The organism is Okeania sp., assembly GCF_983059655.1.
On sequence record NZ_CEZPJD010000162.1, the window covers coordinates 1 to 12486 of the forward strand.

The window sequence follows — 12486 nt, forward strand, 5'->3', positions numbered from 1 at the left end:
GCGATTTCGACAAAATCGTGAGAACCAATAATTGCAATTAATTCCCCTGGTTTACAATCACTATAAGTATTGCCACTGACTATAGTTTTATCTGATGAAAGATTGTCATTTTTTTGAATCACGACTGACCAGGTTTTCCCCTCGACATTACTTCTAGGAATATTAGTAATTATATTACCAAAATAGTCAATATATTGAACGGAACCTTCAATACCTGACTCTATGAGAGTAATTTTATTTAAGGGTAATTTTACTAAACTTTCTGGGTCAATTTTTTCTCCTAAATTTTCTAATGAAACTCCACTAGCAATATGAGCGCCCACAGGAGCAAATATGTCTCTACCGTGGAAGGTTGTGCTAGGTGAATTTGTGCGCCAATAGTCAGAATTATTCAATTCGACAACAGTTATTTCTTGTGTCTCTACATTTTCCAGCACTCCACTAAAAATACCGTTATCAGGTCCGACAAAAAAACCTGTTGATAATTGAATAGCGATCGCCCTTCTGACACTTCCTACACCTGGATCGACAACAGCGACATGAACTGTTCCTGGGGGAAAATAGGGATAAGCGTTTTTTAAACAAAATCTTGCTGCAAACAAATTTTGAACAGGAATTTCATGAGTGAGGTCTATTAGCGTTAGTGCCGGATTAATTTGATAAATTATACCTTTCATTACACCGACATAAACATCTTTTAATCCAAAATCAGTTAAGAGTGTAACTATTTTTCTATCAGACATTTTTGAATAGGGAATAGGGAATAGGGAACAGGTAACAGGCAATAGGCAACAGGCAATAGGCAATAGGCAATAATTTTTTTCCTCTCCCTATCCCCCATAACCTCATCTAATTCAATTGCTCAATTTGATATTGGGCATCTCTATAACCTCCTGTTCGACCTTGCTCTAAATAAAGTTTAGCTGCTTCTTCAAAATCAGTAATTGCCCCTTTTCGATCGCCAAGATTAACTCTAATTAATCCTCTACCATAGTAAGCATCAGCATATTCAGGATTAAGTCGAATTGCTTGAACATAATCAGCGATCGCTTGCTCAGAATTTTCTTGTTTAAAATAAACACTAGCACGATTTGCATAAGCCTCTGCATTATTTGGACTGATAGCTATTGCTTTAGTATAATCTTCTATTGCCTTTTCCAGTTGATTTGCCGAAGCGTAAGCCAATCCTCTATTTGTATAAGCTGAGGGGCTTTTGGGAGCAATTTCAATTGTTTTTGTACAGTCAGATATAGATTTTTCATATTCTTTAAGATTTAGATAAGCAATACATCGATTATTATAAGCAACTTCATTTTCCTGGTTAATTGTAATTGCTTGAGTGCAATCAGATACAGCGTTTTCATAAGCTGCTAAATTCAAATATGTGCTGCAACGATTAGCATAAGCTTCTTCATTTTCCGGGTCTATTTCAATAACTTTGTTATAATCATCTAAAGAGCCTTGATAATCTCCCAGAAAAAAGCGGGCTCTGCCTCTACTATAATAACCATCTATTTTATTGGGTTCAAGTCTAACCATCTCAGTATAATCTGCTATTGCTCCTTGTAAATTATTATTGGCAGCACGAGCCAATCCTCGACCATGATAAGCATCTATATTATTGTTTGGTTGCAGTCGAATAGCTTGAGTGTGGTCAGCAATAGCAGCAGGATAATTTTGAGAGCTGTAGTGAACTAATCCTCTTTTATAATATGCTTCAGCATCTTGTGGTTTGAGGCGCAATACTTGGGTGAAATCATTAATAGCTCCAGCATAATCTTGAGTCTCATAACGAACTGTTCCCCTATTAAAATAGGCATTAACATGGCTAGGGTTCAAATTAATTACCTTACTGTAATCAGCAATAGCTTGTGGATAATCTTCTAAGTTATAATAAGCGTTACCACGTTTATAGTAATATTCTTCTTCATTGGGATTTAGTTGAATTGCTCTGTCATAAGCAACAATTGCTGCTTTTTGATTACCATTGTTCGCACTTTCTCTCCCTTTCTCAAATATTCTCTCTGCTTTGACAGGGTTAGGGCGATTTAAGAAACTCACTAATCCAATTAATACTGCAATTACCCCCACACTAGCAAAACCAAATAAAACAAACCATAAAGGATGAGATGTCATTCTCAGTAAGCTTGTTTTAGTTTGAGAATTGGAAATGCTTTTAACTCTGGGCGATCGTCTTGTAAATGTTTGAGGGTTACCGCTAATTTTATGTAGGTCTTTAACCACTTCTTCTACAGACTCGTAACGTTTTGTATAATGGTAATGTACCATTTGATCGACGATATCAGCTAGATTTGAGGAACATTGAGTGCGATTTCGCCAGAGAATACCACTAGGATTTGATGGACTAAGGTCTTGTAGTTTTGGGAGTTCACTACTGGGAATACCTGTCAGAGCCTGAATGCCAATCATGCCCACTGCATACAGATCGCTATTAAATTGAGGAATGCCTTGAAATTGTTCAATGGGCATATAAGAAGGAGTACCTGTAGCTATTGTTCGTGGTACTTCTCCATTTTCTAGTGCAATTCGATGACTAACTTCTTTGACGGAACCAAAATCAATTAAAACTAATTTTTCATCTGGTTGACGCCTAATTAAATTAGATGGGTTAACATCTCGATGAATTACGCCATTTTTATGTACAAATACTAAAACTTCTAAGATTTCTAATAACAGTTTGATTACTTCTTTTTCTTGCCAAGGCTTGCCTGGTATAATTTCTTTATTTAATGGTGTTCCAGGAATAAATTCTTCAACTAAATAAAATTGGTTATTTTCTTCAAAATAAGCTAATAGTAAAGGAATCTGCTCGTGCCTACCTAATTTTTCTAATATTTCTGCTTCTTGTTTGAATAAACGGTGAGCAGTTTTAACTATTGTATAACTATTGCCAGGAGCACGTAGTTGTTTAACCACGCATTGAGGATGCCCAGGGCGACGAGTATCGGCTGCCAGATAGGTTTGTCCAAATGCACCAGCACTCAGGATTTGAACGACGCGGTAACGTCCATCTAAAAGTTGACCAATCATTTTCGTTTTATTCATAAGGTGGTAGATTTTAGGTTTTAGGTGGTAGGTTTTAGATTTTAGGTGGTAGGTCTTATACCAATTTTAAAAAAAATTTTATGAATAATCAGGGAAACTAGAAGATTTTGCATTAGATATCTTCATGAAAGAGAGAATAGGGAGTGGGGAAGAGGGAACATTGAAGAAATATTTGAATATATATGAATATATATATAGATAAGAATTGATTTTCTTTCTGATTTTTGGGAATTGGTATAGTGCTACGCGTAAGTCAAAAGTTAAAAGTAATATCTGACTGAGTTTGAGCATTTATAAATGTCCACGCCCTATTTGCGTAGTGCTATATCATACCAATTTGATAAATGTTTATTACAAATAGTATAAGTAAGAAATAAGGAAAAGGGAAAAAGGAAGAAGGGGTAAATATTTAAAAAAAGATAAAAAAGATAGATATAACTATCTCAAATGAACTAGAGTAGCTATTTTTAAGCATATCCGATTGATATCTACCTTTTTGTAGGATTATTTTTTCAAATTGGTATAAAATATTTATTCTGATTTGAGAATCATGACTACTAGAAAAAGTATAACTATTTTGCTCGAACTGATATTATGTTGTTTGAGTTTTAATATCAATATAGAAGATAAATTAAAGATAAGTAGATAGGCACTAAAAAAACTCAGTACGTAACAAAAAGTAAAGTAGCTCTGAAAGCTCTTCCCTTCTGCCTTCATCTAACTATAAATTTTAATGCTTACCTACTTAGGTGTACCTCATTAGATTGAGAAACACTATATTATACCAAGCGTGAAATAAAGAATGTTTAACTTAAGTAAAACTTCAGTTATTCAGAATAACTTTTTTGATAATTAGCACCCCAGTTATACCATTAATCGACAGTAATGCTACCCTTGGAAAGTGTCAGAATAAGCCTCAAAATGGCAAAGATGATTAAAGGCTTACATTACGTCAATAAATAGTATTTAGAAATATAAATTTTAAGTATAGCAAAGTTTTTGAGAATTGGTATTATTGTTAATTATTCTTATTTTTACTAAGCTGTTGTATATTTAAACCACCTATTCGTTGTGTACATAATATAAAGTACAATCCCTATTAATTCTGACTTCTAACTTCTGACTTACTAAGGCGCATTTTAAATGCATCTTAGCTTACTACTACTTTCCTGCTTCCCCGTTCAATAAAATTATGTTTACCGAAAAATTATCGCAAATTACAAGCGATCGCCTACAGTATGGATGCTCTTATATCATGTCTGGATAATCACTGATAAAAAAGTTTTTGTTTGTAGTAGGGCTTTAGCCCTATCTATCTAAAGTTCGGGCTGAAGCCCTACTACAAGCTTTAATTATAACTATTCAACCGGACATGATATTATTCCTGGTCTTTACATTTGGTTGGGATATTTGAAAATGCGTTTAGGAGGTAGTTTACCGGAAGAAAACTATACCTGTCGTCATTGTGACTGGAACGGAGTGTAAGGAAGCAATCTCAGAGGTTTAGAAAATAGCTTTCTTTCGTCGCCATAACAACTATTCAACCGGACTTGATATTACTCGAACACTGGCGGCCAAATTTCTGATATTGGCAGTTCCCAACCGGGTAATAATTCTGGAATAGTCAATGTATCTTCATTGGTTAAAACTATTGGTTCCCCAGATGCACGATATACAGTTACGGTTAAGTTTTTCGGGTCTACTAAAATGCCTACTTGACTGCCTAACTCAATAAATCTTTGCAGTTTTTCAGCCAGAGGTTTAATGTTATCGGATGCTGACCTAACTTCGATAGTTAAGTCAGGAACGATATCGGCAAAAGCACGGGGAGCTTGACGCATCTTGGCAGCGGGAACAAAGGATACATCAGGACCGCGTAAGTTGCCGTCTGGGAGACGAAAACCTGCACCCGATCCAGTAACATAACCTAACGCTCTTGGTATCACCCAGTTTTGCAAGAAAAATGTTAACCGGGCGATAATAACTTCGGAAACGTAGTCTGATAATCCCATGATGATAATTTGCCCGTCAACTAATTCGGTGCGGTAGTCTAAATGTGCTTCTGTTAGTTGGGTTTGGATTTTTTCCAAGTCTTCAACTGTTAGAGACATAAGGCATCTCCTGTTAATATTTGAGACTGTTGGTGGAATTTTAACAGAAAAATTATTGGAAATGCAACAGGGAGTTTGTTATCAGACGTTGCATGCAACGTCCGTACAGCGATCGCTCCTAATTTACACTATTCCAAATATGTGCTATAAAATCTATATCATAAGTGTACAATTAACCTATTTTTTTTCAGCTATGGATAGACAATTTAACATCACTATACCAGAAGCAACAATGCAACGAATTGAGCAAACAATGACTCAAGAAAATCTGAATCAATTGATTAATAAAGCTCTAAATTTTTATATCAATCAAAACCTATCAGAAAACCTCAAGGAAGAACTACCTATCAGAGCTATAGAAGGAGCAGAACGTGACTTGAAATTAGCAGAATAATTTTCATTCCCAGTCAACAAAACTCTCCATATAACTCCAGCATCAAAAGGTAGTGGATATCAAGAAACATCCATTAATCACAATTTAGTTATTGCCAATATACCTAACCAGAAATAGTAATGAGAGCTGTTATAGCTGATACTGGACCTCTTTATGCTGCAGTCGATCCTGATGACCAATATCATCAACAAGCTCAAGCAGATTTGAACCAACTGCAACAAGAAAATTTTGGAGTTGTTGTTGCTTATCCGACTGTTTTAGAAGCTTATACTTTGATTTTGTATCGTCTAGGAAATGAAATTGTAAAAACATTTTTACAGCAATTTTTTACAGGAGTTGAATTAGTTAACCGTTCTACTAAACTTACTCAAACTTACCCATATTCATTGAAATTATTTCCTTAATCAAAGAGTCTCTTTGCTGATAGCCGACTGCTAATAGCTGTTTGCGCAGCAGTCCGCAGGAAATGCTTACCTTATGACTATCATTTTGATGTGATGTTAATATCTGTTTGGCGTTACTAATACTAATAATTTGCTCAAAATTGGCGGGATCTTAAATTTTAGTTTGTCAATAAGGTTGGCGATCGCTCTAATATTAAAAGCTATCTTTTTGTTGATATTTTATTATAAATTAATTGATGATTCCTGCTGCACAACAACTTCCCGACTTGACAGGAAAAAGCAAATTAGAAGCTCTCATTATTTTGTCAAATTATGGGTTTCAATTTAAAACACAAACTAGGGGTGGATATGAAACTTTTGCTCATGTAGATGGTAGTATAATTCACATTAGGCCAGATGGTGAAATAGTTCGTACAGGTCCGAAAATAAAAACTTTCCCAGGTAAACCTTATCGTCGTCGCTACGACCAAAATGGTAATCAAATTCAATTTATTCCCGGAGCAAATACACACAATACAGGAGAAAAGTTAATTCTATGACTGCTACTATTATTACTAATTTAACTACTTTTTTAGAAGATTTAAAAAGTGCTGACTTAATTGGTATTTCTATGATTCCCAAAAATATTGGATTACGTCTTGATTTTACTTACGGCCCGGAAGTAGGGGATGTAGCGATTGAACTATATCAAATTGTACATCTTGTTTTTTCTCAACCTCTTAATTATGATGAGATGGGTTACTGTTTTTGGGTGGGAGAAGTTAAACTTCAACAGTTATCTGAAACCGCTTCTGAAGTATTATCATCTTTATCTTATCCTTTCACTAATTCTCAACATTTAACAACTCCATTAATCCAGTTTTATTTGGAAGGAGATATTTATTTAGAAGCAATTTGTCAAAGTTATAAAATTTTTCAAGAATTTAGGGGAGAATAATAATTAAATTGGTTAAATAGACTTATTTTAATTTTGACGTATGATTAGCGATCGCTCCTTTTTCTGACTAAAATAGCGATCGCCTCGGTTATACTAGAAAAGTTAGCTGCTCATTTTGAGTAATTACTGTTGTTGTTCCTGAATCTTTTCTTGTTGTTCCATTGCCGTTTGATATCCTTTAGTGTTTTCTTGTTACTGATATAGAGCTGCTGCTTTCTGGAAATCTTCACGAGCTTTTTGATTGTTGCCTGTTTGCAAATAAGCTAACCCCCGCTGATAGTGCAGTTCAGGTACTAGAGCTTTCTCAACCAAATCTCTGATTACAGTCACTGTAAATTCTTCAGTTCCTCTTAGAATTTTTAGGGTGACTTCAGTTCCAACTTCTCCTTTTATGTCATTATTTATAAAGCTTGACAAAGTGTCAGCATTATCAGATAAGAGAAGTTTTCCATCAGTTTCTAAAATGATGTCACCACTCTTTAAACCTACATTGGGGATGGCCTGGTAAAGCCATATCTACAGCTAAGTAGGTTTCTCCAAATCCACCTTCCCCTAAAAAATCGGTAATTCGATAGCGACCTAGTAGTGTTCTGTCAACTAGCATATTTAGTACGAGTATTGGGCATTCCTATTTTGTCATATTTTTTTAATAAAAAGGGAATAGGAAATGGGCAATGGTAAAGAAGGGAAAACAGCATTTATGAATTGCTTTGATCGGGAAAATTGTTAATCAATTGAAGAGAACTTTTTTTTCGCTGATCGCGACGCCACAAACGAATCAATTTTAACCCCACAAAATAACTTAATGTCCCACAAATTAGACCCATTACAAAACAACCTAAAAATAGAGCTATTACAAACTGAGTTCCATATTTCATTAACTCTTGAAATGAAATAATACTATCAGGCATAAACTCCTCTTGAGAGTTGAGTAATAATCGACCAACCTGAAAGTTAATTGCATAAATTGGTACATAAGTCAAGGGATTACTCACCCAAGTACCAGCAGCGGCAGCAATTTTATGACCCCGAAACAAAGTTGCTAGTGCTACACCGACTATGGTTTGCAGACCAAAAATTGGAAATAATCCGGCAAAGACACCCACTGCTAAACCTCTAGCAATATATTCTGGAGTTCCTCGCATCCTAATGAAGCGCCAGTATAAATATCGCCCATATCTATACAATTTTGGTGGTTTATCTCTATTTGATCGAGATTTTTTTGTAGTCAGTTTAGATAGTAGTTGCTGAGAAGTTTGTGAGATATTTTTGAACATATTCATAGCATTTCACGGAAGTTAACAGTCAAAAGTAAAAAGTAAAATTTTAGCATATTTCGGGCAAATGATGTACAAGATGAATAGTGAAAATATTGTAGTGCGGGCATCTTGCCCGCGATGGGTGTACCTCATAACAATGGAAAACGCTGTATATCTATCGTAAGTCCTGATTTTGTTAGGTTTATCCTAACGGATAAGCTGGCGCTAAGGTACCTCAACCCAACCTACAGTTAGGTTAATAATAACGATCGCCAAGAGAAAATCAAGTTCAATATTTTAAGCCTCTGACTTTCCTACGGAATGCTGCGCAAACAGACAGAGACAGATACTGATAACTGATAACTGATAACTGAAATTACACCCCATACCCAGTATGTTGACGAATCTCAGGAGGATGAAAAGCAAGTACAATTCTATGTTTCGGTATTCCTGCATCAACAAGTTCATCGGTAATGCCATCTTCGATACCATCGTGGTGAATCCAAATTTTATCATTTCTGATTTCAGCATGAACAACAGTACCATATAAACGGAGACCATTTTGCCATCCTTCGTTGACTAACAGAAAATGGTTGCGATCGCTACTAACAATCACAAATGTTTTCACATCACCATAACGGTAAGGAAGATCGGCGTAGTATTGCAAGATTTTGATGAGTGTTTCGCGCCATTTTTCCAGATCTAAGAGTTTACTTGTGGTTTCCATTCAATAATTTCCTCCATTTTGGCATCAAAAATAAACAGACGAAAACCAGATTCTTCTAACAAAAGTTGTCCGACTTCCTGCTTAAAGAAGGTTTCAAAAATATTGCGCTCTACTGCCAAATATATTTGACGCAATGAGTCTTGTTTTTTGAGTATTCTACTGTATAAAAAAAATTGACCCCATGCTTTTTCCAGCTCATTAACTAAAGAAGCACTCTTAACGAAGTCAGAAGTCAGAAGTTAACCCACCCCTAACCCCTCCGGTGGAGGGGAAATAGAGGATTTGAGCAACTCTCCAAAAATATTTCGCCTTAAAAGGCGGGGTTTTAGATCCATGTTATTTTGATAAAACTTTTGACTTCAACAGCTATTTTATTGGATTAAGGAAAAGTGCAACCTAACAAATTTTAGCTAGAAGCTAGGTATAATATAGAATTATATACAATTTGTAGGTAGTTAACGGCCGTTAACCCCTACTATAAATGTAGAAACATATTCTGTAAAATGAATCATCAGATGATTTTTGTTGCTATGATTATTCTCACAGAAAAAAAATCAAATTCAGTATTTCTAGTTTCTTGCTGATAACTGATAACTGATAACTGATAACTGAAAAAAATGACTACTATTGCCGCGATCGCTACTGCTATTATCCCCCAACAAGGAAGTGTGGGGATAGTCCGGATGTCTGGCTCTGAATCAATGAATATTGCCAACACTCTATTTCATGCACCAGGGAAGCAGGTTTGGGAGACTCACCGCATTCTCTATGGTTATATTCGCCATCCTCAAACTGGGCAGTTAGTAGATGAAGCTTTGTTATTAATTATGAAAGCTCCTCGTTCTTATACCCGCGAGGATATAGTTGAGTTTCACTGTCATGGTGGAATTATTCCCATACAACAAGTATTACAATTATGTATTGAGGCAGGGGCACGACTGGCACAACCAGGGGAGTTTACTTTACGAGCTTTTTTAAATGGAAGATTGGATCTGACTCAGGCGGAAAGTGTTGCGGATCTTGTGGGTTCTCAGTCTCCTGTAGCTGCTCAAGTTGCTTTGGCTGGTTTGCAGGGTAAGTTAGCTAGTCCAATTCGTCAGTTAAGGGCTAACTGTGTTGATATTTTAGCGGAGATAGAGGCTCGCATTGATTTTGAGGAAGATTTACCACCTTTGGATGAAGCGGGAATAAGTAAGGAAATGGATAGTATTTTGGTGGATTTGTCAAAAATTTTAGCAAGTGCAAATCAAGGAGAATTGTTACGCAATGGTTTGAAGGTGGCTATTATCGGACGTCCGAATGTGGGCAAGTCGAGTCTATTAAATGCCTGGAGTCGTAGCGATCGCGCTATTGTGACTAATCTTCCTGGCACTACGAGAGATGTGGTGGAGTCTCAGTTAGTGGTGGGTGGTATCCCGGTGCAGGTTTTGGATACGGCGGGTATTCGAGAAACTGAAGACCAGGTGGAAAAAATGGGGGTGGAGCGATCGCGTCGAGCTGCTGAGTCTGCTGACCTTGTTTTATTGACTATTGACGCTAGTGCTGGTTGGACGGAGTTAGATGAGGTTATTTATCAACAGGTAAAACATCGTTTTTTAATTTTGATAATTAATAAGGTTGACTTGGTTAAGTCGGAATTTATGGAGTCTATTTTTTATCCAGAAACTATTAAGAATGTTGTGACTACAGCAGTGATTAATAATCAAGGAATTGAGGAACTTGAAGCGGCTGTTATTAATTCTGTAAATTTGGGTGATTTGCAGGCAGAAAATCTAGATTTTGCGATTAATCAAAGGCAAGCAGCAGCTTTAACTAGGGCGAAAGTTGCTTTGGAGCAATGTTTAAATACAATTAAAAATAATTTACCTCTAGATTTTTGGACCATAGATTTAAGGGGAGCAATTTATGCTTTGGGAGAGGTTAGTGGAGAGGATGTAACAGAGTCTGTTTTAGATAAAATTTTTAGTCGCTTTTGTATTGGGAAATAATTTCTCAGAGTTTTACTCTCAACTTTCTTCTCTATTTTGTCTGTCATATGAATATTTGGGTATTTAGGTTATCATTCTCTATGATGACAAGCGTGAAAAAAGAATGCTTAACTTAGGTTACACTTCAATTATTCTGAATAGACATCTCCAGAAAAGAGGGAACAGGGAACAGGGAACAGGGAACAGGGAAGAATAATTGATAATTTATGGATAATAATTGATTTTCTTTTTGATTTTTGGAGATGTCTAATAACTTTTTTTGATAATTAGCACCCCAGTTATCGTTAATTGTTCTGATATTTACTTCTCCCCTACTCCCCTCTTAAATTTCTTTACTTGACTTCTGACTTCTTAGTCTTGACTCCTGACTTATCTTGGCAGATCGAAAAAATTATGAGAAAATTTGTGAAAATTTGTGATAAATTATGATAAAGTGTTACATAATATAACAATATCAACATAATACAAAAGGTAAAAACAGATGAGTGGATTTATCGGAGCATTGTTTGGACTATTTGGCGGTAAAAAGGCTGAAGATCAGGGTAGCGGTGAAGCTTTTTTCCTAGATGCAGATAGTGCAAGTAGTCTTGGTGATGTAGATTTTATGCGGAAATCTATTGCAGTTAAGAGGAGCTACCCCAAAGCAGCAGGTAAGATTAACTTGATAGAAGGAGAGACAGAAAAAGCTGCTTCCTCTATGCAAGTGAAAGAAACTATCGGAGAAGCGAAAACTGCTTCTTATTCTTCTACTTCTAGTTCAACACAATCTTCTACATTTACCCCTACTACTGTAAAGCCTCGTAGTATTAGTAATTCTAATTCTGAAATAGATTTTACAAGCATGGCTCGTGACATCAAGAAAAAGAAATAATTAGTTTTGCTAGATTTAGATGGCAAAGTAATTATTATCAATTTGACTGAAAAATATAGCAATCCAATTTCAGGTTTGGAACTTTACCATTGAGTAAGTTTATTGCACAATAGCTAAGTTTTTATATCTACTGAGGATTGCTATATTTTTTATCTCAACGTTTTTTTAATTCTCTCCTAAACCTAACTGTCCCCAATAACCAGTAAATATCCGACTGCCATCTTTTAGCACATGAATTTCTAGGCGATCGCTTGCCCAATTTAATTGATTTTTTAATGCTGGATTAAATACTCTAACTTGTTGATTACTAGAAGAAACTAGAGAATTAGGACAGTGAATAGCTAAAGTTTCTATAAATGGTCCGTCAATTAAAATATCTAACTGAGATAATAATTCTTGAGCAGCTACTGGAGCATTTTTTGATTCTAATTCTTGTAGAGTAAATCCAGTAAAAGACATGACATTTAAACCATGAGCTTTCAAGATTTTTGCTAATTCTGTTAGTGCTGATGCTTGTAAAAATGGCTCCCCTCCAGAAAAGGTAACTCCTGTGTTCCGAGGATTATTTAATATTTTATTTGCTAGTTCTTCAACACTTATTAATTGGTTAATATCAAAAGACCAAGAATCAGGATTAAAACATCCAGCACATCCACGTTTACAACCTTGTACCCATACTACAGCACGACAACCAGGGCCGTTTACTTCAGATTCATCAATATAGCCCAT

The 12486-nt window shown here is 35.7% G+C and carries 15 protein-coding genes; 6 read left to right on the forward strand and 9 right to left on the reverse strand.

All coding sequences use genetic code 11. The features are described from left to right. The 3 genes from AC3DU7_RS11455 to AC3DU7_RS11465 all read right to left on the reverse strand — a co-directional run. Positions 1-743: SAM hydrolase/SAM-dependent halogenase family protein (locus AC3DU7_RS11455; protein WP_488039476.1), on the reverse strand; the 743-nt coding region annotated here is incomplete at its 3' end. 106 nt (positions 744-849) lie between these two features. Further along, positions 850-3066, reverse strand: a complete 2217-nt coding sequence (locus AC3DU7_RS11460) for a tetratricopeptide repeat protein (protein ID WP_488039477.1) — start codon at positions 3064-3066, stop codon at positions 850-852. A gap of 1556 nt (positions 3067-4622) precedes the next feature. Then, on the reverse strand, positions 4623-5177 hold the full coding sequence (locus tag AC3DU7_RS11465; RefSeq protein ID WP_488039478.1) for a Uma2 family endonuclease: 555 nt from the start codon (positions 5175-5177) through the stop codon (positions 4623-4625). A 193-nt stretch (positions 5178-5370) separates the two neighbouring features. Between AC3DU7_RS11465 and AC3DU7_RS11470 the strand changes: the two genes are divergently transcribed. From AC3DU7_RS11470 to AC3DU7_RS11485, 4 genes are all read left to right on the forward strand, one after another. Beyond that, positions 5371-5571 carry a hypothetical protein gene (locus AC3DU7_RS11470; protein ID WP_488039479.1) on the forward strand — a complete coding sequence of 67 codons (201 nt, stop codon included), beginning with the start codon at positions 5371-5373 and terminating at the stop codon, positions 5569-5571. Positions 5572-5690: 119 nt separating this feature from the next. After that, positions 5691-5975, forward strand: a complete 285-nt coding sequence (locus tag AC3DU7_RS11475) for a type II toxin-antitoxin system VapC family toxin (protein ID WP_488039480.1) — start codon at positions 5691-5693, stop codon at positions 5973-5975. A gap of 236 nt (positions 5976-6211) precedes the next feature. Then, positions 6212-6514, forward strand: a complete 303-nt coding sequence (locus tag AC3DU7_RS11480) for a PASTA domain-containing protein (protein ID WP_488039481.1) — start codon at positions 6212-6214, stop codon at positions 6512-6514. After that, on the forward strand, positions 6511-6912 hold the full coding sequence (locus AC3DU7_RS11485; protein ID WP_488039482.1) for a hypothetical protein: 402 nt from the start codon (positions 6511-6513) through the stop codon (positions 6910-6912). Before AC3DU7_RS11480 ends, AC3DU7_RS11485 begins: the two co-directional genes overlap by 4 nt. Positions 6913-7104: 192 nt before the next feature. Here the strand turns inward: AC3DU7_RS11485 and AC3DU7_RS11490 are convergent, their stop codons facing one another. The 5 genes from AC3DU7_RS11490 to AC3DU7_RS11510 form a co-directional block, all read right to left on the reverse strand. Next, positions 7105-7329: a tetratricopeptide repeat protein gene (locus AC3DU7_RS11490; protein ID WP_488039483.1), complete on the reverse strand. Its 225-nt coding sequence runs from the start codon at positions 7327-7329 to the stop codon at positions 7105-7107. Between the two features lie 52 nt (positions 7330-7381). Beyond that, entirely contained in the window at positions 7382-7516 is a 135-nt protein-coding gene (locus AC3DU7_RS11495) for a hypothetical protein (protein ID WP_488039484.1), read from the reverse strand. A 94-nt stretch (positions 7517-7610) separates the two neighbouring features. Then, positions 7611-8195 (reverse strand): DUF2062 domain-containing protein, encoded by a 585-nt coding sequence (locus AC3DU7_RS11500; protein WP_488039485.1) that lies wholly within the window; start codon positions 8193-8195, stop codon positions 7611-7613. A 352-nt stretch (positions 8196-8547) separates the two neighbouring features. Further along, positions 8548-8898 (reverse strand): element excision factor XisI family protein, encoded by a 351-nt coding sequence (locus tag AC3DU7_RS11505; RefSeq protein WP_488039486.1) that lies wholly within the window; start codon positions 8896-8898, stop codon positions 8548-8550. Beyond that, positions 8874-9134, reverse strand: a complete 261-nt coding sequence (locus tag AC3DU7_RS11510) for an element excision factor XisH family protein (RefSeq protein WP_488039490.1) — start codon at positions 9132-9134, stop codon at positions 8874-8876. Before AC3DU7_RS11510 ends, AC3DU7_RS11505 begins: the two co-directional genes overlap by 25 nt. A 381-nt stretch (positions 9135-9515) precedes the next feature. Between AC3DU7_RS11510 and mnmE the strand changes: the two genes are divergently transcribed. Both mnmE and AC3DU7_RS11520 read left to right on the forward strand, forming a co-directional pair. Beyond that, complete coding sequence (gene mnmE / locus AC3DU7_RS11515; RefSeq protein WP_488039487.1) at positions 9516-10886, forward strand: tRNA uridine-5-carboxymethylaminomethyl(34) synthesis GTPase MnmE; 1371 nt, start codon at positions 9516-9518, stop codon at positions 10884-10886. Positions 10887-11367: 481 nt separating this feature from the next. Continuing rightward, the gene (locus AC3DU7_RS11520) at positions 11368-11757 is read left to right on the forward strand and encodes a hypothetical protein (protein ID WP_488039488.1); all 390 of its coding nucleotides are present in this window, start codon (positions 11368-11370) and stop codon (positions 11755-11757) included. A gap of 165 nt (positions 11758-11922) precedes the next feature. On the opposite strand, the gene AC3DU7_RS11525 is transcribed toward AC3DU7_RS11520, so the two are convergent. Then, positions 11923-12486, reverse strand: a 564-nt coding sequence (locus AC3DU7_RS11525) for a 4Fe-4S single cluster domain-containing protein (RefSeq protein WP_488039489.1), incomplete at its 5' end; no start/stop codon positions are given.

Coding starts and splice junctions, on each gene's coding strand:
- AC3DU7_RS11460 (WP_488039477.1), bottom strand. CDS start 3,066: ATGAATAAAACGAAAATGATTGGTCAACTTTTAGATGGACGTTACCGC.
- AC3DU7_RS11465 (WP_488039478.1), bottom strand. CDS start 5,177: ATGTCTCTAACAGTTGAAGACTTGGAAAAAATCCAAACCCAACTAACA.
- AC3DU7_RS11470 (WP_488039479.1), top strand. CDS start 5,371: ATGGATAGACAATTTAACATCACTATACCAGAAGCAACAATGCAACGA.
- AC3DU7_RS11475 (WP_488039480.1), top strand. CDS start 5,691: ATGAGAGCTGTTATAGCTGATACTGGACCTCTTTATGCTGCAGTCGAT.
- AC3DU7_RS11480 (WP_488039481.1), top strand. CDS start 6,212: ATGATTCCTGCTGCACAACAACTTCCCGACTTGACAGGAAAAAGCAAA.
- AC3DU7_RS11485 (WP_488039482.1), top strand. CDS start 6,511: ATGACTGCTACTATTATTACTAATTTAACTACTTTTTTAGAAGATTTA.
- AC3DU7_RS11495 (WP_488039484.1), bottom strand. CDS start 7,516: ATGCTAGTTGACAGAACACTACTAGGTCGCTATCGAATTACCGATTTT.
- AC3DU7_RS11500 (WP_488039485.1), bottom strand. CDS start 8,195: ATGAATATGTTCAAAAATATCTCACAAACTTCTCAGCAACTACTATCT.
- AC3DU7_RS11505 (WP_488039486.1), bottom strand. CDS start 8,898: ATGGAAACCACAAGTAAACTCTTAGATCTGGAAAAATGGCGCGAAACA.
- mnmE (WP_488039487.1), top strand. CDS start 9,516: ATGACTACTATTGCCGCGATCGCTACTGCTATTATCCCCCAACAAGGA.
- AC3DU7_RS11520 (WP_488039488.1), top strand. CDS start 11,368: ATGAGTGGATTTATCGGAGCATTGTTTGGACTATTTGGCGGTAAAAAG.